Origin of the sequence: Agromyces luteolus, from assembly GCF_009729855.1 — a bacterium.
Lineage (GTDB): Bacteria > Actinomycetota > Actinomycetes > Actinomycetales > Microbacteriaceae > Agromyces > Agromyces luteolus.
In genome coordinates, this window is the sequence record NZ_WODA01000025.1 from 173,160 (window position 1) to 195,726 (window position 22,567).

The 22,567-nt window shown below is 70.3% G+C and carries 11 protein-coding genes and 1 tRNA gene; 1 reads left to right on the forward strand and 11 read right to left on the reverse strand.

The features are described 5' to 3' along the window. Window positions 1-34: 34 nt before the first annotated feature. From uvrC to GLX25_RS14525, 8 genes are all read right to left on the reverse strand, one after another. Complete coding sequence (gene uvrC, locus GLX25_RS14490) at window positions 35-2,005, reverse strand: excinuclease ABC subunit UvrC (RefSeq protein ID WP_155843214.1); 1,971 nt, start codon at window positions 2,003-2,005, stop codon at window positions 35-37. Window positions 2,006-2,007: 2 nt separating this feature from the next. Beyond that, entirely contained in the window at window positions 2,008-4,899 is a 2,892-nt protein-coding gene (gene uvrA, locus GLX25_RS14495; RefSeq protein ID WP_166548845.1) for an excinuclease ABC subunit UvrA, read from the reverse strand. A 106-nt stretch (window positions 4,900-5,005) separates the two neighbouring features. Continuing rightward, a complete protein-coding gene (uvrB, locus tag GLX25_RS14500; protein ID WP_155843216.1) occupies window positions 5,006-7,069 on the reverse strand; it encodes an excinuclease ABC subunit UvrB in 2,064 nt (687 codons plus the stop codon). Between the two features lie 70 nt (window positions 7,070-7,139). Next, the gene (gene coaE / locus GLX25_RS14505) at window positions 7,140-7,769 is read right to left on the reverse strand and encodes a dephospho-CoA kinase (RefSeq protein ID WP_166548846.1); all 630 of its coding nucleotides are present in this window, start codon (window positions 7,767-7,769) and stop codon (window positions 7,140-7,142) included. 151 nt (window positions 7,770-7,920) lie between these two features. Then, complete coding sequence (gene rpsA / locus GLX25_RS14510) at window positions 7,921-9,369, reverse strand: 30S ribosomal protein S1 (protein ID WP_155843218.1); 1,449 nt, start codon at window positions 9,367-9,369, stop codon at window positions 7,921-7,923. A gap of 219 nt (window positions 9,370-9,588) precedes the next feature. Further along, the gene (locus tag GLX25_RS14515) at window positions 9,589-11,253 is read right to left on the reverse strand and encodes a DUF885 domain-containing protein (RefSeq protein WP_155843220.1); all 1,665 of its coding nucleotides are present in this window, start codon (window positions 11,251-11,253) and stop codon (window positions 9,589-9,591) included. A 108-nt stretch (window positions 11,254-11,361) separates the two neighbouring features. Beyond that, on the reverse strand, window positions 11,362-14,049 hold the full coding sequence (polA, locus tag GLX25_RS14520; protein WP_271192372.1) for a DNA polymerase I: 2,688 nt from the start codon (window positions 14,047-14,049) through the stop codon (window positions 11,362-11,364). A 134-nt stretch (window positions 14,050-14,183) separates the two neighbouring features. After that, entirely contained in the window at window positions 14,184-14,792 is a 609-nt protein-coding gene (locus tag GLX25_RS14525; RefSeq protein ID WP_166548847.1) for an ANTAR domain-containing response regulator, read from the reverse strand. Between the two features lie 37 nt (window positions 14,793-14,829). Here GLX25_RS14525 and GLX25_RS14530 point away from each other — a divergent pair. Next, a tRNA-Leu gene (locus tag GLX25_RS14530) sits at window positions 14,830-14,915 on the forward strand. An 86-nt stretch (window positions 14,916-15,001) separates the two neighbouring features. Here GLX25_RS14530 and pyk read toward each other — a convergent pair. From pyk to gltB, 3 genes are all read right to left on the reverse strand, one after another. Continuing rightward, window positions 15,002-16,417, reverse strand: a complete 1,416-nt coding sequence (gene pyk, locus GLX25_RS14535) for a pyruvate kinase (protein WP_155843222.1) — start codon at window positions 16,415-16,417, stop codon at window positions 15,002-15,004. A 69-nt stretch (window positions 16,418-16,486) separates the two neighbouring features. Further along, window positions 16,487-17,944 (reverse strand): glutamate synthase subunit beta, encoded by a 1,458-nt coding sequence (locus GLX25_RS14540; RefSeq protein ID WP_166548848.1) that lies wholly within the window; start codon window positions 17,942-17,944, stop codon window positions 16,487-16,489. A 50-nt stretch (window positions 17,945-17,994) separates the two neighbouring features. Then, the gene (gltB, locus tag GLX25_RS14545) at window positions 17,995-22,518 is read right to left on the reverse strand and encodes a glutamate synthase large subunit (protein WP_155843843.1); all 4,524 of its coding nucleotides are present in this window, start codon (window positions 22,516-22,518) and stop codon (window positions 17,995-17,997) included. Between the last annotated feature and the right edge of the window lie 49 nt (window positions 22,519-22,567).

Sequence of the window (22,567 nt, forward strand, 5' to 3'; positions counted from 1 at the left end):
GCGCTCCCTTCCTGCGTTCCCCCGATGGTCCAGCCTAGTCCGCGGCGGAACGCCGCGATCCCTCCAGGTGCGAGCGGACGGCCGACGCGAGGCCCGGCCCGATGCCCGGCACCTCCGCGATGGCGGACTCGTCGGCGTCGCGGAGCCGCGCGACCGAGCCGAAGTGCTTCAGCAGCGCCTTCACGCGGGCGGGACCGAGCCCGGGCACCTCGGACAGGACGGTCGTGATGTCCCGCCTGCGGCGCTGCCGCTGGTGCGTGATCGCGAAGCGGTGCGCCTCGTCGCGGACGCGCTGGAAGAGGAACAGGGCGTCGCTGTTGCGCGGGAGGATCACCGGGAAGTCGGATTCCGGGGTCCAGATCTCCTCGAGGCGCTTCGCGATGCCGCAGAGGTAGACGCCCTCGACACCGGACTCGCGCAGCGCCCGCGCGGCCGCGGCGACCTGCGGCTGCCCGCCGTCGACGACGAGCAGGTTCGGCCGGTACGCGAACTTCGCACGGCGCGAGGGCGTCACGACCTCGCCGTCGGCCGCGGGGTCGGGGACGGCGTCGGCGGCCCGCGCCGCCGTGTCGCTCCGCGTGGAGTCGGCGCCCGCGGCATCCGTCTCGCCCTCGCCGTCCTCCGGCGACGCGAGGTACGCGAGCCGGCGCGTCAGGACCTGGTGGATCGAGTCGGTGTCGTCGGTGGTGCTCGGGATGGTGAACCGTCGGTACTCGTCCTTGCGCGGGAGCCCGTCCTCGAAGACGACCATCGACGCGACGACGTTCGTGCCGCTGAGGTGCGAGACGTCGAAGCACTCGATCCGCAGCGGCGCATCGGCCATCCCGAGCGCCTCCTGGATGTCCTCGAGTGCGCGTGAGCGGGCGGTGAAGTCGGCGCTCCGCCGGGTCTTGTAGAGCATGAGCGTCTGGCGCGCGTTCTGCGTCGCCGTCTCGAGCAGCGCCGCCTTGTCGCCGCGCCGGGCGGCCCTGAGTCGCACCTTGCGGCCGCCGAGCGCCGCGAGCCAGCCCTCGAGCGCCTCGGCGTCGTCGGGCAGCGCCGGGACGACGACCTCGACGGGCGGGCGGATGTCGTCGCCGTACGCGTTCTGCACGACCGAGTCGACGAGGTCGCCGAGGCTCATGTCGAGCTCGGTGTCGACCGTCCACGACCGCACGCCGCGGACCCTGCCCCCGCGGACTATGAAGAGGTGCACGGCCGCCGCGAGCTCGTCGTGGTCGATGCCGAAGACGTCGACGTCGACGTGGTCGCGGAGGACGACCGCGCTCTTCTCGAAGAACGACTCGGCCGCCTGCAGTTCGTCTCGCCGTCGCGCGGCGGTCTCGTAGTCCTGCACGGCCGCGGCCGCCCGCATCTGCTGCGTGAGGTCGGTGATGATCCGTCGATCCTGGTTCTGCATGAAGGCCACGAACCGGTCGACGTTCGCCCGGTGCTCGGCGATCGTGACCCGGCCCGAGCACGGGCCGAAGCACCGTCCGATCTGGCCGGCGAAGCAGGGCTTGCCGGTCTGGATCGCCCGCTTGTAGTCGGAGTCCTTGCACGTGCGGATCGGGAAGAGCTTCAGCAGCAGGTCGAGCGTCTCGTTGACCGCCCAGACCTTCGGGTACGGACCGAAGTACCGCGCACCCGGGATGCCGCGCCGCCGGGTGACGATCGCGCGCGGCGCCTCGTCGGCGAGCGTCACCGCGAGGTACGGGTAGGACTTGTCGTCTCGGTACTTGACGTTGAACGGCGGGTCGAACTCCTTGATCCACGTGTACTCGAGCTGGAGAGCCTCGATGTCGTTCCCGACGACCGTCCACTCGACGGATGCCGCGGTCGTGACCATTCGGCGGGTGCGCTCGTGGAGCGTGTGGAGCGGGGCGAAGTAGTTCGACACACGCGCGCGCAGGTTCATCGCCTTGCCGACGTAGAGCACGCGGCGGTCGGCGTCGCGGAAGCGGTACACACCCGGATCGGTCGGGATCTCCCCCGGCCGCGGGCGGTACGGGACGGTGTTCGCCATGCTCAGCTTGCGGCGACCGCCGGGCCGGCGGCGGCCTCGAAGATCTCGCGCAGGAAGTACCCCGTGTGGCTCTCGTGGACCTCGGCGACCTGCTCGGGCGTTCCGGTCGCGACGACCTGGCCGCCGCCCGAACCGCCCTCCGGCCCGAGGTCGATGATCCAGTCGGCCGACTTGATCACGTCGAGGCTGTGCTCGATCACGATGACGGTGTTGCCCTTCTCCACCAGCTTGCCGAGCACCTTGAGCAGCTTCCGCACGTCCTCGAAGTGCAGGCCGGTCGTCGGCTCGTCGAGCACGTAGACGCTGCGCCCGTTCGACCGGCGCTGCAGCTCGGTCGCGAGCTTCACGCGCTGCGCCTCGCCGCCCGAGAGGGTCGTCGCACTCTGCCCGAGCTGGACGTAGCCCAGGCCGACGTCGACGAGCGTCTTGAGGTAGCGGTGGATCGCGGAGATGGGCTCGAAGAACTCCGCCGCCTCGCTGATCGGCATCTCGAGCACCTCGGCGATGTTCCTGCCCTTGTAGTGCACCTGCAGCGTCTCGCGGTTGTAGCGCTTGCCGCCGCACACCTCGCACGCGACGTACACGTCGGGAAGGAAGTTCATCTCGATCTTGATCGTGCCGTCGCCCGAGCACGCCTCGCAGCGGCCGCCCTTGACGTTGAAGCTGAACCGGCCCGGGAGGTAGCCGCGGGCCTTCGCCTCGGCCGTCTCCGAGAACAGCGTCCGGATGCGGTCGAACACGCCGGTGTAGGTCGCAGGGTTCGAGCGCGGTGTGCGGCCGATCGGCGCCTGGTCGACGTGCACCACCTTGTCGAGGTGCTCGAGCCCGCTCACGCGACGGTGCTTGCCGGGCACCTTGCGCGCTCCGTTGAGTCGGTTCGCGAGCACCCGGTAGAGGATGTCGTTCACGAGCGACGACTTGCCCGACCCGCTCACGCCCGTGACCGCCGTGAAGGTCCCGAGCGGGAACTCGACGTCGACGCTGCGGAGGTTGTTCGCCTGGGCGCCCTCGACCCGGATCATCCGATCATGGTCGATCGGCCGGCGCGCCGCCGGGATCGCGATCTCGCGCCGCCCGGCGAGGTAGTCGCCCGTGAGCGACTCGGTGTTCTTCATCAGGTCGGCGTAGCTGCCGCTGTGCACGACCGTGCCGCCGTGCACGCCCGCTCCGGGGCCGATGTCGACGATCCAGTCCGCCGTGCGGATGGTGTCCTCGTCGTGCTCGACGACGATCAGGGTGTTGCCGAGGTCGCGAAGGGCCACGAGGGTGTCGATGAGCCTTCGGTTGTCGCGCTGGTGCAGGCCGATGCTCGGCTCGTCGAGCACGTAGAGCACGCCCGTGAGTCCCGAGCCGATCTGGGTGGCGAGCCGGATGCGCTGCGCCTCGCCGCCGGACAGCGTGCCCGCCGCGCGGGCCAGGTCGAGGTAGCTGAGGCCGACGCGGATGAGGAAGTCGAGTCGGAGCTTGATCTCGCGGAGCACCTGGGCCGCGATCGCCTGCTCGCGGTCGGTGAGCTCGAGGCGGTCCATGAACGCGCGCGCGTCGTGCAGGCTGAGCCGGCACACGTCGGCGATCGAGGCGTCGTGGATGAGGACCGCGAGCACTTCCGGCTTCAGTCGGTCGCCTCGGCAGACCGGGCAGGGGATCTCGCGGAGGTACTCGGCCCAGCGGGCGCGCTGCACGTCGGTCTCGGCCTGGAGGTACTGCCGCTCGATGTACGGCACGACCCCTTCGAAGCCGGAGGTGTAGCTCATCTCGCGCCCGTAGCGGTTCTTCCAGCGGACGCGCACCTCGAAGTTGTCGCCGCGGAGCACCGCGTGGCGGGCGTCCGCGTCGAGCTCCTCCCACGGCGTGTCGAGCGAGAAGCCCAGGTCGCGGGCCAGCCCGTCCAAGAGCTTCTCGTAGTAGTTGTAGAGGCTCTTGCCCTGCGAGGTCCACGGCAGGATCACGCCTTCGGCGATGCTGAGCGCCGGATCGCCGAGCAGCAGCTCCTCGTCCACCGACATCCGCGTTCCGAGCCCCGAGCACTCGGGGCACGCGCCGAAGGGCGCGTTGAACGAGAACGTGCGCGGTTCGATCTCGGTGAGCGCGATCGGGTGCTGGTTGGGGCAGCTGAGCTTCTCGGAGAAGGTCTGCCACGCGGCATCCCCCTCACGGTCGACGTAGTTGACCTGCACCAGGCCGTCGGTCAGCCGCAGGGCGGTCTCGAGCGAGTCGGTGAGCCTGCCCAGGAGATCGTCGGATGCCACGAGCCGGTCGATCACGACCGAGATGTCGTGCTTGACCTGCTTCTTCAGCTTCGGCGCCTCGTCGAGGCGGATCAACTCGCCGTCGACGACCGCACGGGAGTAGCCCTGCCCGGAGAGCTCGCGGAAGAGGTCGACGAACTCGCCCTTCTTCTGCGAGACGACGGGGCTGAGCACCTGGAATCGCGTGCCTGCCTCGAGCTCCATCAGGCGGTCGGCGATCTGCTGCACGGTCTGGCGCTGGATCCGCTCGCCGCAGACCGGGCAGTGGGGCACGCCGATGCGCGCCCAGAGCAGCCGCATGTAGTCGTAGATCTCGGTGATCGTGCCGACCGTCGACCTCGGGTTGCGGTTGGTGGACTTCTGGTCGATCGACACCGCCGGGCTCAGTCCCTCGATGAAGTCGACGTCGGGCCGATCGACCTGACCGAGGAACTGCCGCGCGTACGCGGAGAGCGACTCGACGTAGCGACGCTGACCCTCCGCGAAGATCGTGTCGAACGCGAGCGACGACTTGCCCGAGCCCGAGAGGCCGGTGAACACGACCATCGCATCGCGCGGGATCTCGACGTCGACGTCGCGCAGGTTGTGGACGCGTGCCCCCCGGACACTCAGGCGCGAATGGGCATCGAGACGTGAAACTGGCACCCTACGAGTCTACGAACGGCCTCCGACACGCATGCCGTGAGCGCACCTGCTGAGAGCGAACACACGTTCGAAATCCGCCCGGATGTCGCGCGAACGCGCCGTGCGATCAGCCGAGGTGCCCCGCCTTCTCCATCTGGCGCAGCTCGCGCTTCAACTCGGACACCTCGTCGCGCAGGCGCGCGGCGAGCTCGAACTTCAGTTCGCCCGCGGCCTCGAGCATCTGGTCGTTGAGGTCGCGGATCAGCTCTTCGAGGTCGTTCGCCCCGGCCGCGGCGATGCCGTCGCGCTTCATCGGCACCGGCGAGGTCTTCCGCCCGTCGCGCCCGGCGAGGAGCGCGGCCGTGTCGGCCTCCTCGCGGGCGAGCACCTCGGTGATGTCGGCGATGCGCTTGCGGAGGGGCGTCGGGTCGATGCCGTTCACGCGGTTGTAGTCGACCTGCTTGTCGCGGCGCCGGTTCGTCTCGTCGATGGCGAGCTGCATCGACTCCGTCATCACGTCGGCGTACATGTGGACCTGGCCCGAGACGTTTCGGGCCGCACGACCGATCGTCTGGATGAGCGAGGTCGAGGAGCGCAGGAACCCCTCCTTGTCGGCATCGAGGATGGCCACGAGCGACACCTCGGGCAGGTCGAGTCCCTCGCGGAGGAGATTGATCCCGACCAGCACGTCGTACACCCCCGCCCGGAGTTCGGTCAGGAGCTCGACGCGCCGGAGCGTGTCGACGTCGGAGTGCAGGTACCGCACGCGCACGCCGGCCTCGGTCAGGAAGTCGGTGAGCTCCTCCGCCATCCGCTTCGTGAGCGTGGTGACGAGCACGCGCTCGTCGCGCTCGGCCCGGGCTCGGATCTCCTCGAGCAGGTCGTCGATCTGGCCCTTGCTGGGCTTCACGACGATCTCGGGGTCGACGAGTCCCGTCGGACGGATGATCTGCTCGACCACGCCGTCGGCGATGCCCATCTCGTACCTGCCCGGGGTCGCCGAGAGGTACACGGTCTGGCCGACGCGGTCCTTGAACTCGTCGAACTTCAGCGGTCGGTTGTCGAGCGCGCTCGGCAGCCGGAACCCGTGCTCGACCAGGGTGCGCTTGCGCGACGCGTCGCCCTCGTACATCGCGCCGATCTGCGGCACGGTGACGTGCGACTCGTCGATCACGACGAGGAGGTCGTCGGGGAAGTAGTCGAGGAGGCAGTGCGGCGCCTCCCCCGGTGCGCGACCGTCGATGTGGCGCGAGTAGTTCTCGATGCCCGAGCAGAAGCCGATCTGCTCCATCATCTCGAGGTCGAACGTCGTCCGCATGCGGAGCCGCTGGGCCTCGAGCAGCTTGCCCTCGCGCTCGAGCTCCTGCAGCCGCTCGTCGAGCTCGTCGCGGATCGTGCCGATCGCGCGTTGCATGACATCGACGCTCGCGACGTAGTGCGACGCCGGGAAGACCGGCACCGCGTCGAGCTTCGCGACGACCGTTCCCGTCAGCGGATGCAGGCTGTGCAGCGCTTCGACCTCGTCGCCGAACATCTCGATCCGGATCGCGTGCTCCTCGTAGACCGGGATGATCTCGATCGTGTCGCCGCGTACGCGGAACGTGCCGCGCGAGAAGTCGACGTCGTTGCGCTGGTACTGCATCGACACGAACTTGCGGATGAGCCAGTCGCGGTCGACCCGCTGGCCCACCTGCAGCGGCATCATCGCGCTGAGGTACTCTTCGGGCGTGCCGAGCCCGTAGATGCATGAGACCGTCGAGACCACGACCACGTCGCGCCGGCTCAGCAGCGAGTTCGTCGTCGAGTGGCGGAGCCGCTCGACCTCGGCGTTGATCGAGGAGTCCTTCTCGATGAACGTGTCCGTCTGCGGCACGTACGCCTCGGGCTGGTAGTAGTCGTAGTACGAGACGAAGTACTCGACCGCGTTGTTCGGCATCAGCTCGCGGAACTCGTTGGCGAGCTGGGCGGCGAGGGTCTTGTTGTGCGCGAGGACGAGCGTCGGCCGCTGCACCTGTTCGATGAGCCAGGCCGTCGTCGCCGACTTGCCGGTGCCGGTGGCGCCGAGCAGCACCACGTCGGTCTCACCGGCGTTGATCCGCCCGGCCAGGTCGGCGATCGCCTGCGGCTGGTCGCCGCTCGGTGCGTACTCGCTGACGACCTCGAACGGGCGCACGGAACGGGTGGACTGCATGGATCCGAGTCTAGGTTCGCCCACCGACACGATCCCCGGGATCGCGGTCAGCGAACGCCGACGCCGGGCGTCAGCCGCTCGGTCGTTCGCGCGCCGCCTTCCGGGCCCGCTCGATGTCGACCCAGAGCGCGTCGGCCTGGCTCATCGTGTGCGCGATCGTACCGCCCGTGTCGATGACGACGTCCGCGACCGCACGCCGCTCCTCGTCGCTCACCTGGGCGTCCACGCGCGCCTCGGCCTGGATCGGATCGAGGCCCCGCTCCTCGACCAGTCGCTTCACCTGCGCGCGCTTGGGAGCGCTCGTGACGACCACGAGGTCGAACGGATGGTCGACCTGCGCCTCGACGAGCAGCGGCACGTCGTAGACGACCACGGCCTGCGGATCCTCCTCCTCGGCCTTCGCGATGAGCCTCCCCGACAGCTCCCGGACCGCCGGGTGCACGATCGCGTTCAGCCGCGCGCGCGCCCCCTCGTCCCGGAACACGAGCTCTCCGAGCCGCTGCCGGTCGAGCGTTCCGTCCGGACGGAGCACGCCCTGCCCGAACTCGTCGACGATCGACTGCAGGCAGGTCGAACCCGGCTCGACGACCCGACGCGCGAGCTGGTCGGCGTCGAGGTGGATGGCGCCGTGCTCGACGAGCCGGCGCGCGACGGTGGACTTGCCCGACGCGATGCCGCCGGTGAGGCCGATCAGATACACACCCCCACTCTATTGGTGTCCCGCACGTCGCCCGGAAGGCGGGGCGGACGCGACGACCGGAAGCGCAGCGCGCCGGGACGCCGGAAGGCCGGCCCCCGAGGGGACCGGCCTTCCGTGTGCCGTTCGCGCAGCGCGAGACCGCGCGGGGCGACTAGTTGCTCGAGAGCTTCTCGCGCAGCGCCGCCAGCGAGGCGTCGTCGGCGAGGGTGCCCGCGCCGGCCGAGTCGCTCGAGTACGACGAGGTGCCCGACGAGAACGAGTCGTCCGACGTCTGCGCCGCGAGCGAGGCCGCGACCTGCTTCTTGTGCGCCTCCCAGCGAGCCTGGGCCGCAGCGTACTCCTGCTCCCACTTCTCGCGCTGGGCCTCGAAGCCCTCGCGCCACTCGTTGGTCTCGGGGTCGAAGCCCTCGGGGTACTTGTAGTTGCCCTGCTCGTCGTACTCGGTGAGCATGCCGTAGAGCGCCGGGTCGAACTCGGTGCCCTCGGGGTCGACACCCTCGTTGGCCTGCTTGAGCGACAGCGAGATGCGGCGACGCTCGAGGTCGATGTCGATGACCTTGACGAAGACCTCTTCGCCGACCGACACGACCTGCTCGGCGAGCTCGACGTGGCGGCCCGACAGCTCCGAGATGTGCACGAGGCCCTCGATGCCGTCCGCGACGCGGACGAACGCGCCGAACGGCACGAGCTTCGTGACCTTGCCCGGGGTGACCTGGCCGATCGCGTGCGTACGCGCGAAGACCTGCCACGGGTCCTCCTGGGTCGCCTTGAGCGACAGCGAGACGCGCTCGCGGTCGAGCTCGACGGAGAGCACCTCGACGGTGACCTCCTGGCCGACCTCGACGACCTCGGATGCGTGCTCGATGTGCTTCCACGAGAGCTCCGAGACGTGGACGAGACCGTCGACGCCACCGAGGTCGACGAACGCACCGAAGTTGACGATCGACGAGATGACGCCCTTGCGGATCTGGCCCGGGTGGAGGTTCTGCAGGAAGGTCGAGCGCGACTCCGACTGGGTCTGCTCGAGGAGGGCGCGACGCGACAGGACCACGTTGTTGCGGTTCTTGTCGAGCTCGAGGATCTTCGCCTCGATCTCCTGGCCGAGGTACGGCGTGAGGTCGCGGACGCGGCGCAGCTCGATGAGCGAGGCCGGCAGGAAGCCGCGGAGGCCGATGTCGACGATGAGGCCGCCCTTGACGACCTCGATGACCGAGCCGGTGACGACGCCGTCGTTCTCCTTGATCTTCTCCACGTCGCCCCACGCGCGCTCGTACTGCGCGCGCTTCTTCGACAGGATCAGACGGCCTTCCTTGTCCTCCTTCTGGAGAACGAGGGCCTCGACGGAGTCGCCGACCTCGACGACCTCGCTGGGGTCGACGTCGTGCTTGATGGAGAGTTCGCGGGAGGGGATGACACCCTCGGTCTTGTAGCCGACGTCGAGGAGGACCTCGTCGCGGTCGATCTTCACGACGGTGCCCTCGATGAGGTCGCCGTCGTTGAAGAACTTGAGCGTCTTCTCGACCGCGGCGAGGAAATCGTCAGCAGATCCGATGTCGTTGATCGCGACCTGCTTGGGCGCCTTGGTCGTTGCGGTTGTCATGTAGTGGATGCTCCGAATGGACAGTATCGGGCCCGACGCGGGAAGAGCGGTGTCTTTGGTTGGTCCGCGACGGGCAGGCGGACAGGATCGTCACACGAGTGACGCTCCATCCTAGCCGTTCACGACAGCGCGCAGCAACCCGGGCGTGTCGCGACACCCTGCGACCGCCGCCGGGCGCGCGACGTGCCGACGCCCGGCGCCCGTTCCGGGCGGCCTCCTTCACTCCGCGAGCGCGCCCCGCAGGGTGTCGAGGCCGACGCCGCCGAGCGACAGCGCCCGCCGGTGGAACGAACGGATGTCGAACGCCGCCCCCTCGCGCCGACGCACGTCGTCGCGCAGTCGCTCCCAGATGCGCTGCCCGACCTTGTACGACGGCGCCTGCCCGGGCCAGCCGAGGTAGCGGTGCACCTCGAAGCGGACGAACTCCGACGGCATGTTGACGTTCCGGCCCATGAAGTCGAACGCGTACTCCCCGGTCCACGCGCCGCCGCCGTCCGGCCGGGGCTTGCCGAGGTGCACTCCGATGTCGAGGACCACGCGCGCCGCCCGCATCCGCTGGCCGTCCAGCATGCCGAGCCGGTCGGCCGGGTCGTCGAGGTACCCGAGGTCCTGCATGAGCCGCTCCGCGTACAGCGCCCAGCCCTCGGCGTGCCCCGACGTGCCCGCCAGCTGCCGCCGCCAGGTGTTCAGCTCACCGCGGTTCACGACGGCCTGGCCGATCTGCAGGTGGTGACCCGGGACGCCCTCGTGGTAGACCGTGGTCTTCTCGCGCCACGTGTCGAACTCGGTGACGCCCTCCGGGACCGACCACCACATCCGCCCGGGACGCGTGAAGTCGTCGCTCGGTCCGGTGTAGTAGATGCCGCCCTCCTGCGTGGGCGCGATGAGGCACTCGAGCGTGCGGATCTCCTCCGGGATGTCGAACTGCGTCGCTCCGAGCTCCGCGACCGCGCGGTCGCTCGTCTCCTGCATCCACCGCTGCAGCGCCTCGGTGCCGACCAGCTTCCTCGCCGGATCCGCCTCGAGGTGCGCGACGGCCTCCTCGACGCTCGCGCCGGGCAGGATCTCGCTCGCGACGGCCTCCTGCTCCGCGACCATGCGGGTCAGTTCCTCGACGCCCCACTCGTACGTCTCGTCGAGGTCGACGACCGCGCCGAGGAAGCGGCGCGACCGGAGCGCGTAGACCTCCCGGCCGACGGCGTCGTCGGCTCCCGCGCGAGGGGCGAGCTCCACCTCGAGGAACTCGGCGAGGCGCCCGTAGGCGGATGCCGCGGCCGCGGCGCCTGCGTCGAGGTCGCGCCGCAGCGACTCCCCCGCAACCTCGTCGGCACCGCCGACGAACGACGCGAAGAAGCCGTCGGCGCGGGCGTGCCGGCGTGCCTGCACCGCCACCTCGCGCACCTGCCGGACGGCCGGGACGACGCCCCGCTCGATCCCGAGGCGCAGCGTCTCGACGTACCCGTCGATCGCGCCCGGAACCGCCGACAGCCGCGTCGCGATCCGGGCCCAGTCCGCCTCGCCGGACCTGGGCATGAGGTCGAAGACCTCGCGGATCTCCTGGGCGGGGCTCGCGATCACGTTGAGGTCTCGCAGGTGCAGGCCGGCGGCATCCGCCTCGAGGTCGAGCCCGAGCTCGGCGCCGAGGTCGGCCACCGTGATGCGGTCGACGTCGTCGGCGGCCGCCGCCGACGCGAGCGCGGTCCTCGCCGCCCGCACGGCGTCCATCCGCGACTCGTGCCCGTCGGGCGAGAAGTCGGGAAGCCGGTGATCCTGGTCGGTGCGGCCGATGTAGGTGCCGACCGTGGGGTTCAGCTCGACGATGGTGTCGACCCAGTCCTCGGCGATGCGGTCGACGGCGGTCGGGGTTCGGGCGGCGATGACCATGATCGCGAGCCTAGACGAGCGCGTGCCGCGACCGCGAAGCGACGAGTTCCCCTCGCTTCCGGAGGAGTTCCCCTCGCTTCCGGCGACCCGACCTCGGCCCGGCCGGGGTCAGTGCGCCGCGTCCTCCCAGTCGCGACCCCGGCCGACCTGCACGTCGAGCGGCACGAGCAGCTCCGCGGCATGCGACATCCGCTCGTGCACGAGGGCCTCGAGCTCGTCGCCCTCGCCCTCGGCGACCTCGAAGATGAGCTCGTCGTGCACCTGCATGAGCATGCGCGAGCGCAGCTCGCGCATGCTCAGCTCGCCTTCGACCCCGATCATCGCGAACTTCATGATGTCGGCCGCCGATCCCTGGATCGGGGCGTTGAGCGCTGCACGCTCGGCGTTCTCGCGGAGCACGCGGTTGGGGCTGTTGAGGTCGGGGAAGGGACGGCGTCGGCCGAAGATCGTCTCGGTGTAGCCGTCGACCTTCGCCTGCGCGACGACGCCGCGGAGGTAGTCGCGGACGGCGCCGAACCGTTCGAAGTAGTCCTTCATGAGCTGCGTCGCCTCGGCGCGGTCGATGCGCAGCTGCTTGGAGAGGCCGAAGGCGCTCAGCCCGTACGCCAGGCCGTACGACATCGCCTTCACCTTCGTGCGCATGAGCGGCGTGACGTCGGCCGGCTCGACGTCGAAGATCCGGGCGCCCACGAAGCGGTGCAGGTCCTCGCCGGAGTGGAACGCCTCGATGAGCCCCGGGTCCTCCGACAGGTGCGCCATGATCCGCATCTCGATCTGCGAGTAGTCGGCCGTGAGCAGTTCGACGTACTCCGGGCCGTGGGTGAAGGCCGCGCGGATGCGACGCCCCTCCTCGGTGCGGACCGGGATGTTCTGGAGGTTGGGGTCGGTCGACGAGATGCGGCCCGTCGTCGTGCCCACCTGCACGTAGCTCGTGCGGACGCGGCCGTCGGACTGGATCGACTTGTCGAGCGTCTCGACGATCTGCCGGAGCTTCGTGGCGTCGCGGTGCTCGAGCAGGAGCCCGAGGAACGGGTGCGGGTTCGTCTCCTGCAGGTCGGCGAGCGCCCCCGCGTCGGTCGAGTACCCCGTCTTGGTGGCGCGCGTCTTCGGCATGCCGAGCTGCTCGAACAGCACCTCCTGCAGCTGCTTCGGCGAGCCGAGGTTGACCTCGCGGCCGATCTCGTCGTACGCGGACTGCGCGAGCGCCGCGGCCCGCTCGCCGAGCTGGCCGGAGAGCTCCGAGAGCGTCGCGTGCTCGACCGTGACGCCGCGCAGCTCCATCTCGGCGAGGACGCCGACGATCGGGATCTCGATGTCGGCGAGGACCCGGCGCGACCCCTCGGAGAGCGCCGCGAGCACGTGCGGCGCGACGCGCAGCGAATACCAGGCGAACTCGGGCGCGCCGGCGGTGCTGTCGGCATCGGGCACCAGCTGCGACGGGTCGGCCATGGGGACGGTCTCGCCGAGGTAGCGGGAGACGAGGTCGACCAGGTCCTTCTCCGCCAGGCTCGGGCGGACGAGCCAGCCCGCGATCAGCGTGTCGACGACGAGGCCGTCGAATGCGAGTCCCGATCGGCGGAGCGCCTTGAGCTGCGGCTTGGCGTCGGTCATGACCTTCGGCGCGTCGCCGGCGAGCCACGCCTCGAAGGGGGCGAGCTCGGCGTCGCCCGCGGCCCAGTCGAGCCGGACGCTCTCGGTCGTGCTCGCGATGCCCGCGCCGATCACGCGCCCGTCGAGGACCTCGAGGCTGAGTCCGAGGCCCGCGGGCTCGGCGGCGGTCGAGCGCGCGAGCCAGTCGGCGAGGTCGTCGCCGCGGAGCGACTGCGGAACGGGGGTCACCGCCGCGGGTTCCGCCTCGGCGGACAGGGCCGCGGTGCCGTCGGCGGTCAGCCCGTTCGACTCGGCCGCCATCTTCGTGACGCGCTCGAGCAGGGTCTTGAACTCGAGCCGGTCGAACAGCTCCCGCACGGCCGCCTCGTCCATGGGCTGCGCGGCGAGGTCGCGGATCGCGACGTCGAGCTCGAGGTCGCGGACCAGGCGGTTGAGGCGACGGTTGCGGATCGCGTTCTCACGCTCTCGACGCAGGTTGTCGCCGACCACGCCCTTGATCTCGTCGATGTGCTCGAGGATGCCGTCGAGGCTGCCGTACAGGCCCAGCCACTTGACCGCGGTCTTCTCGCCGACCTTCGTGATGCCGGGCAGGTTGTCGCTCGTCTCGCCGACGAGCGCGGCGACCTCGGGGTACTGCTCGGGTCGCACGCCGTAGCGCTCGAGCACCGCATCGGCGTCGTAGCGCTTCAGCTGCGACACGCCCTGCACGTTCGGATAGAGGAGCGTCACGTCGTCGTCGACGAGCTGGATGGTGTCGCGGTCGCCCGAGACGACGAGCACCTCGTAGCCCTCGGCCGCGCCGCGCGTTGCGAGCGTGGCGAGGATGTCGTCGGCCTCGTAGTCCTCCTTCTCGAGCACCGTGATCCGCATGGCGCGGAGCGCGTCCTTCAGGAGGCCGATCTGGCCCTTGAACTCCGACGGCGTCTCGCTCCGGTTCGCCTTGTACTCGGTGTACTCGCGCGTGCGGAACGACTGCCGCGACGTGTCGAACGCGACGGCCAGGTGCGTCGGACGCTCGTGCCGCAGCAGCATGAGGAGCATCGACAGGAAGCCGTGGATGGCGTTCGTGTGCTGGCCGTCTCGGGTGCTGAAGCTGTCGACCGGCAGTGCGTAGAACGCGCGGTAGGCCAACGAGTGGCCGTCGACGACGAGCAGGGTGGGCTTCACGGGGGTGGGGTCCGGCACCCGACAAGACTACAAGCGGGCACCGACACCGCCGGACGCCCCGGACCGGTCGCGGAGCGCCCGCAGACGACGGATGCCGCGACGAACGAATCGTCGCGGCATCCGTCATCGGGCGGGCCGCCCGCGTGGTCGGTTCAGGACTTCTTCGGCGCCAGCTGCTCGATGATCGCCTGCGAGACGTCCTTCATGGTCAGGCGCCGGTCCATCGACGCCTTCTGGATCCAGCGGAACGCCTCGGGCTCGGTCAGCCCCATCTTCTCGTTCAGGAGGCCCTTCGCCCGGTCGACGAGCTTGCGGGTCTCGAACCGCTCGACGAGGTCGCCGACCTCGGCCTCGAGCGCGATGATCTGCGCGTGGCGGGCGAGCGCGATCTCGATCGCGGGAAGCAGGTCGTTGGGGGTGAACGGCTTGACGACGTACGCCAGGGCGCCCGCCTCGCTCGCACGCTCGACGAGCTCCTTCTGGCTGAACGCGGTCAGCAGCACGACCGGGGCGATGTGCCCCTTCGAGAGTCGCTCCGCCGCCGAGATGCCGTCGAGTTGGGGCATCTTCACGTCCATGATGACCAGGTCGGGTCGCAGCTCGGTCGCGAGCTGGACCGCGGTCTCGCCGTCGCCGGCCTCGCCGACCACCTCGTAGCCGTGGTCGCGCAGGATCTCGACGATGTCGAGGCGGATGAGCGACTCGTCCTCCGCGACGACGACGCGACGCGGAGCCGGCTGGGTGTCTTCGGTGTCTGTCACGCAGAAGAGCCTACGGTATTCTGGCCGGGGCCTCCGGGCCGGTGTGGCGGAATGGCAGACGCGGAGCACTCAAAATGCTTTGCCCGTGAGGGCGTGTGGGTTCGACCCCCACCACCGGCACCACTCGAGCGGATCCGGTGCACGACGACGTCCGCGGACGCCGACGGCCCGGTCGCGTCACGCGACCGGGCCGTCGGGCGGACCGTGGGTCAGAGCACCTCGCCGACGATGTGCACGCGCACGTCGTTGGTGGTGCCGGGGATGCCGGGAGGCGATCCGGAGATGATGACGACCTTCTCGCCCGTCACCGCCTTGCCGGTCTTCTCGAGCACGTCGTCGACCTGGCCGACCATCTGGTCGGTGTGGGTCACGCGCTCGACCACGAACGACTCGACGCCCCAGTAGAGCGCCATGCGGCGTCGGATCGCAGGGTCGGGCGTGAACGCGAGGATCGGGATGACCGAGCGGATGCGCGCCATCCGTCGCACCGACTCGCCGGTCTCGGTGAACACGCAGAGGTACTTCGCCTCGACGAAGTCCGCGACCTCGACCGCCGCCAGCGTGATCGCCCCGGACTGCGTCCGCGGCTTGGTGCCGAGCGGCGCGATGCGGTCGAGACCGTGCCGCTCGGTCGACTCGACGATGCGGCACATCGTCTTCACCGTCTGCACCGGGTACTCGCCGACGCTCGTCTCACCCGAGAGCATGACCGCGTCGGCGCCATCGAGGATGGCGTTCGCGACGTCCGACGTCTCGGCGCGCGTGGGCACCGGCGCGTGGGTCATCGACTCGAGCATCTGCGTCGCCACGATGACGGGCTTGGCGAGGCGCCGGGCGATCTCGATCGCGCGCTTCTGCACGATGGGCACCGCCTCGAGGGGCAGCTCGACGCCGAGGTCGCCGCGGGCGACCATGATGGCGTCGAACGCCTCGATGATCTCCTCCAGCGCGTCGACCGCCTGCGGCTTCTCGATCTTCGCGATGACCGGGAGGCGCCTGCCCTCCTCGGACATGATCTGGTGCACGCGGTCGATGTCCGCCGCGTTGCGCACGAACGAGAGCGCGATGAGGTCGGCCCCCAGCTTGAGCGCCCAGCGGAGATCGGCTTCGTCCTTCTCGGAGAGCGCGGGGACGTTCACCGCGACGCCCGGGAGGTTGATGCCCTTGTTGTTCGAGACGGGCCCGGCCACGACCACCTTGGTCGTCACGACCGTGCCGTCGGACTCGAGCACCTCCACGCGGACCTTGCCGTCGTCGATGAGGAGGTGGTCGCCCGGCTCGACGTCCTGGGGCAGGCCCTTGAACGTCGTTCCGACGATCTCCTTCGTGCCGGCGACGTCGTCCGTCGTGATCTTGAAGATGTCGCCCTCGGCCAGCTCGTGCGGCCCGTCGGCGAACTTGCCGAGGCGGATCTTCGGCCCCTGCAGGTCGACGAGCACGGCCACCGCCCGACCGGAGTCGTTCGCCGCCTTCCGCACGTTCTGGTAGACGCCCTCGTGCACGTCGTAGCTGCCGTGGCTGAGGTTCATGCGGGCCACGTCGACGCCCGCATCGATGATCGCGCGGATCTGCTCGTAACTCGACGTCGCCGGACCGAGGGTGGCGACCACCTTCGCTCTTCTCATGTGGTGTGTGCTCCAGGGGTTGCGCGCCGAAGCGCTGGATCGGGGTCTGCAGGCGCCGTCGGCGCCGGGTCACACGGCGAAGGCTCGCGCCGTCGCGGGGATGGGGCTCGGCAGCTGCGTCTCACCTTCAAGGTACCGGTCGACGGATGCCGCCGCAGCCCGCCCCTCGGCGATGGCCCACACGATCAGCGACTGCCCGCGGCCCGCGTCGCCGGCGACGAACACGCCGGGCTCCTCGGTGGCGTAGTCCGCCTCGCGCGCGAAGTTGCCGCGCTCCGTCGGCCGGAGGCCGAGCTGGTCGGTCGCAGCCTCGGTCTCGGGACCCGTGAAGCCCAGTGCGAGCAGCACGAGGTCCGCGGGGATCTCGCGCTCCGTGCCGGCCTTCGGGACGCGGCGACCGTCGAGGTACTCGGTCTCCGCGACGCGGATCGCACGGACCTCGCCGACGTCGTTGGCGAGGAACTCGACCGTCGAGGCGAGGTACTGGCGCTGGCCGCCCTCCTCGTGGGCGCTCTGCACCTCGAACACGTTCGGATGCACCGGCCACGGCTGGTCCGCGGAGCGGGTCGCGCTCGGCTGCTTGCCGATGGCCAGGTTCGTGACCGACAGCGCGCCCTGGCGGTGGGCGGTGCCGATGCAGTCGGCGCCCGTGTCGCCGCCGCCGAGGACCACGACGTGCTTGCCCTCCGCGCTGATCTGGTCGAACACGTCGTCGCCCGCGATCACGCGGTTGGACTGGGTCAGGTACTCCATGGCGAAGTGCACGCCCGGCAGGTCGCGGCCGGGGATCGGCAGGTCGCGCGGCACGAGCGCGCCCGTGGCGACCACGACGGCGTCGTAGCGACGGCGGAGCTCGTCCCACGACAGGTCGACGCCGATCTCGACGCCGGCCCGGAAGCGGGTGCCCTCGGCCGTCATCTGCGCGAGCCGCTGCTCGAGGTGCTTCTTCTCCATCTTGAAGTCGGGGATGCCGTAGCGCAGGAGGCCCCCGATGCGGTCGTCGCGTTCGTACACGGCGACGGTGTGTCCGGCGCGCGTCAGCTGCTGCGCGGCCGCGAGCCCGGCGGGGCCGGAGCCGACGACCGCGACGGTCTTCCCGGTGAGGCGTCCGGGCGGCTGCGGCTGCACCCATCCGCTGCCGAACGCCTGGTCGATGATCGAGACCTCGACCTGCTTGATCGTCACGGCCGGCTGGTTGATGCCGAGCACGCACGACGACTCGCACGGCGCAGGGCACAGCCGCCCCGTGAACTCCGGGAAGTTGTTCGTCGCGTGCAGCCGCTCGATCGCGGCACGGCCCTCGCCGCGCCACATCAGGTCGTTCCACTCGGGGATCAGGTTGCCGAGCGGGCACCCCTGATGGCAGAACGGGATGCCGCAGTCCATGCATCGACCGGCCTGGCGTCGGAGCTGGGCGGAGTCGCCCTGCTCGTAGACCTCTTTCCAGTCCATGATGCGCACCGGGACGGGGCGACGCTTGGGAAGCTCCCGCTCGGTGACCTTCAGAAAGCCCTTCGGGTCAGCCACCCGTCACCTCCATGCTGTCGATCGGGACCGCGCGGCCGTGCGCCCTGCGCTCAGCCACCGGTCACCTCCAGGATGCGGCTCCACACCACGTCGCCGTCGGGGTCGAGGCCCTCGTCGACGGCGCTCTGGCGGGTGCGGAGGACCGCGGCGTAGTCGCGCGGGAGCACCTTGGTGAAGCGGTCGAACGCGGCGTCGCCCTCGGCGAGCAGCTTCGCCGCGACCGCCGAGTCCGTGTGCTCGAGATGCTGCTCCAGCAGGTCGCGGACGATCTCGTGGTCGGCGCTGCCGAGCCCGTGCAGCTCCAGCTCGCCGGTCGAGAGCGACTCCCGGTTGACCTTGGGCTCGGCGAGGTCGAGCACGTAGGCGGTGCCGCCGGACATGCCGGCGCCGAGGTTGCGCCCGGTCGGCCCGAGGATCAGTGCGAGCCCGCCCGTCATGTACTCCAGCGCGTGATCGCCGACGCCCTCGGCGACGGCGGTCGCCCCGGAGTTGCGGACGAGGAACCGCTCGCCCACGATGCCGCGGATGAACATGCTGCCCTGCGTCGCGCCGTAGCCGATCACGTTGCCCGCGATCACGTTGCGCTCGGCGACGAAGCCCGCCTCCCTCGACGGGCGCACGATGATCTGGCCGCCCGAGAGACCCTTGCCGACGTAGTCGTTCGAGTCGCCCTCGAGACGCAGGCGGATGCCGCCCGGCAGGAAGGCGCCGAAGGACTGCCCTGCGCTGCCCGTCAGGGTCACGTCGATCGACCCCTCGGGCAGGCCCTGGGCGCCGTGACGGACCGTGACCTCGTGGCCGAGCATCGTGCCGACGGCGCGCTCGGTGTTCCGGACCGGAAGCTCGATCTCGACGCGTCCGCCCGATTCCAGGACGAGCGCGCTCCGACGGATGAGCTCGTTGTCGAAGTGCTCGTCGAGCTCGTGGTCCTGCCGGCGCGTGTTGCGGCGCGGCTCGGAGTCGGAGAAGTCGGGGCCGACGAGCACGGGCGTGAGGTCCAGGCCGGAGGCCTTCCAGTGACGCACCGCGCGCTCGACGTCGAGGAGCTCGCGGCGGCCGATGATCTCGTCGAGCGAGCGGTAGCCGAGTTCCGCGAGGTACTCGCGCACCTCCTGCGCGATGAACTCGAAGAAGTTGACGACGAACTCGGGCTTGCCCGTGAAGCGCTTGCGGAGCTCCGGGTTCTGCGTCGCGACGCCGACCGGGCACGTGTCGAGGTGGCAGACGCGCATCATGACGCAGCCCTCCACGACGAGCGGAGCGGTCGCGAAGCCGAACTCCTCGGCGCCGAGCAGCGCGCCGATGACGACGTCGCGCCCGGTCTTGAGCTGCCCGTCGACCTGCACGACCACGCGGTCGCGCATGCCGTTCAGCATGAGCGTCTGCTGCGTCTCGGCGAGGCCGAGCTCCCACGGCGTCCCCGCGTGCTTCAGCGAGTTCAGCGGGCTCGCACCGGTGCCGCCGTCGTGGCCGGAGACCAGGATGACGTCGGCGAGCGCCTTGGCGGTGCCGGCGGCGACCGCCCCGATGCCCGACTGGCTCACGAGCTTGACGTGCACGCGCGCTCCGGGGTTCGCGCGCTTCAGGTCGAAGATCAGCTGCTTCAGGTCTTCGATCGAGTAGATGTCGTGGTGCGGCGGGGGCGAGATGAGGCCGACGCCCGCCGTCGCGTGCCGCGTGCGCGCGACCCAGGGGTAGACCTTGGTCGGCGGCAACTGCCCGCCCTCGCCGGGCTTGGCGCCCTGCGCGAGCTTGATCTGGATGTCGTCGGCGTGGGTGAGGTACATGCTCGTCACGCCGAAGCGGCCCGATGCCACCTGCTTGATCGCGCTGCGACGCTCGGGGTCGAGCAGGCGGTCGAGGTCCTCGCCGCCCTCACCAGTGTTCGACTTCGCGCCGAGCCGGTTCATGGCGATCGCGAGGGTCTCGTGCGCCTCCTTGGAGATCGAGCCGTAGCTCATCGCCCCCGTCGAGAAGCGCTTGACGATCGACTCGACCGGCTCGACCTCGTCGATCGGCACTGCCGGACGCGCGCCGGTCCGCAGGGCGAACATGCCGCGGAGCGTCATGAGCTGCTCCGCCTGCGTGTCGACCATGTCGGTGTACTCGCGGAACACGTCGTAGCGACGGTTCCGGGTCGAGTGCTGCAGGCGGAACACCGTCTCGGGGTTGAACAGGTGCGGCGAGCCGTCGCGGCGCCACTGGTACTCGCCGCCGGTCATCAGCCGTTCGTGCGCCCGCACCGCGACATCCGCCGGGTAGGCCACGGCGTGGCGCGACCGGTTCTCGTCGGCGATCACGTCGATGCCGACGCCGCCGAGCTTCGAGGTGGTGCCCGTGAAGTACTCGTCGATGAAGTCCTGCGAGAGTCCGACGGCCTCGAAGGCCTGCGCGCCCGCGTAGGAGGCGATCGTCGAGATCCCCATCTTGGACATGATCTTCAGCACGCCCTTGCCGAGCGCGGTGATCACGTTGCGGACGGCCTGCTCCGGGGTGGTGCCCGTGAGCACGCCCGAGCGGACGAGTTCCTCGCATGTCTCCATCGCGAGGTACGGGTTCACGGCCGACGCGCCGTAGCCGACCAGCAGCGCGACGTGGTGCACCTCGCGGACGTCGCCGGCCTCGACGACGAGGCCGACCTTCATGCGGGTCTCGGAGCGGATGAGGTGGTGGTGCACCGCCGAGAGCATGAGCAGCGACGGGATCGGTGCGAGGTCCTTCGTCGTGTCGCGGTCGCTCAGGACGATGAACGAGGCACCCTCCTCGATCGCCTCGTCGACCTCGTGGCAGAGCTCCTCGATCCGCTCGCGGAGGCCGGCGGCACCTTCGTCGACGCGGTAGAGCCCGCGGAGCGTGCGCGCGGCGCGCGCGCCCGACGGGGCGGTCATGTGCACGATCTTGGCGAGCTGGTCGTTGTCGATGACCGGGAAGTCGAGCGACACCTGGTGAGCGTGCTCGGCACCCGCGTCGAGCAGGTTCCGCTCGGGACCGAGCGAGGTCGACAGCGAGGTGACGACCTGCTCGCGGATCGAGTCGAGCGGCGGGTTCGTCACCTGGGCGAACTGCTGGGTGAAGTAGTCGAAGAGCAGGCGCGGGCGCTGCGAGAGCACGGCGATCGGCGTGTCGGAGCCCATCGCGCCGATCGGTTCCTGGCCCACCTTCGCCATGGGGGCGAGGAGGACCTTGACCTCCTCCTCGGTGTAGCCGAAGGTGCGCTGCCGGCGATTGACCGATGCCGGCGGGTGCACGATGTGCTCACGCTCGGGCAGGTCCGCGAGGCGGATGCGGCCCTCGTCGAGCCATTCCTGCCAGGGGGCGGATGCCGCGAGCTCGGCCTTGATCTCGTCGTCCTCGATGAGGCGACCCGCCTCCGTGTCGACGAGGAACATGCGACCCGGCTGGAGGCGGCCCTTGCGGACGACGCGTCGCTGCGGGAGGTCGATCACGCCGATCTCGCTCGCGAGGACCACGAGGCCGTCGTCGGTCACGAGGTAGCGGCCGGGACGGAGTCCGTTGCGGTCGAGCGTCGCGCCGACGAGGGTGCCGTCGGTGAACACGATGGCGGCCGGGCCGTCCCACGGCTCCATGAGCATCGAGTGGTAGTCGTAGAACGCCCGGCGGGCCGGGTCGATCTCGGTCTGCTTCTCCCACGCCTCGGGCACCATCATCATGACGGCGTGCGGGAGGCTCCGGCCGGCGAGGGTGAGCAGTTCCACGACCTCGTCGAACGAGGCGGAGTCGCTGGCGCCGGGCGTGACGATCGGCATGATCGGCGCGAGGTCGCCGAGCGCCTCGGACTCGAGCTGCGACTGGCGCGCGCGCATCCAGTTGCGGTTGCCCTGGATGGTGTTGATCTCGCCGTTGTGGGCGATCATCCGGAAGGGCTGCGCGAGCGGCCACGACGGGAAGGTGTTCGTGGAGTAGCGGGAGTGGACCAGCGCGAGCTTGGAGGCGAACCGCTCGTCGGAGAGGTCGGGGTAGAAGGGCTCGAGCTGGAGGGTCGTGACCATGCCCTTGTACACGAGGGTGCGGCCGGACAGCGACGCGAAGTAGAGCTCGAGCTCGCGCTCGGCCCGCTTGCGCAGCCGGAACGTCAGGCGGTCGAGGGCGATGCCGGTGACGTGCGCGCCGTCGGACGTGGTCGCGGAGCTCCGGACGTAGAGCTGCTGGACGACCGGCATCGCGGCGCGTGCGAGCGTGCCGAGCTCGTCGGGGCGGACGGGGACCTCGCGCCAGCCGATGACCTCGAGGCCCTCGGTGGCCGCGATGCGCCGCAGCTGCTGCTTGACCTGGCTGCGCGCGGTGGGGTCGACGGGCAGGAACGCGTTCCCGACCGCGTAGGCGCCGGCCTCGGGGAGCGGGAAGTCGACGACCTCCCGGAGGAACGCGTCGGGGACCTGCGTGATGATGCCGGCACCGTCGCCCGTTCCCGCGTCGGAGCCGACCGCGCCGCGGTGCTCGAGGTTGCGCAGTGCGTCGAGGGCCGCGGTGATGATGTCGTGCCCGGCCGTGCCGCGCAGGGTCGCGACCATCGCGAGGCCGCAGGCGTCCTTCTCGGCGGCGGGGTCGTACATGCCCTGCGCGGGCGGAGTCAGACCGAACCTGGCGTGGGGAGGGGGAAGC

Excerpts from the sequence above, each read along its gene's own strand:
- uvrC (WP_155843214.1), bottom strand. The coding sequence starts at position 2,005 with ATGGCGAACACCGTCCCGTACCGCCCGCGGCCGGGGGAGATCCCGACC.
- uvrB (WP_155843216.1), bottom strand. The coding sequence starts at position 7,069 with ATGCAGTCCACCCGTTCCGTGCGCCCGTTCGAGGTCGTCAGCGAGTAC.
- rpsA (WP_155843218.1), bottom strand. The coding sequence starts at position 9,369 with ATGACAACCGCAACGACCAAGGCGCCCAAGCAGGTCGCGATCAACGAC.
- GLX25_RS14515 (WP_155843220.1), bottom strand. The coding sequence starts at position 11,253 with ATGGTCATCGCCGCCCGAACCCCGACCGCCGTCGACCGCATCGCCGAG.
- pyk (WP_155843222.1), bottom strand. The coding sequence starts at position 16,417 with ATGAGAAGAGCGAAGGTGGTCGCCACCCTCGGTCCGGCGACGTCGAGT.
- gltB (WP_155843843.1), bottom strand. The coding sequence starts at position 22,518 with ATGTACGACCCCGCCGCCGAGAAGGACGCCTGCGGCCTCGCGATGGTC.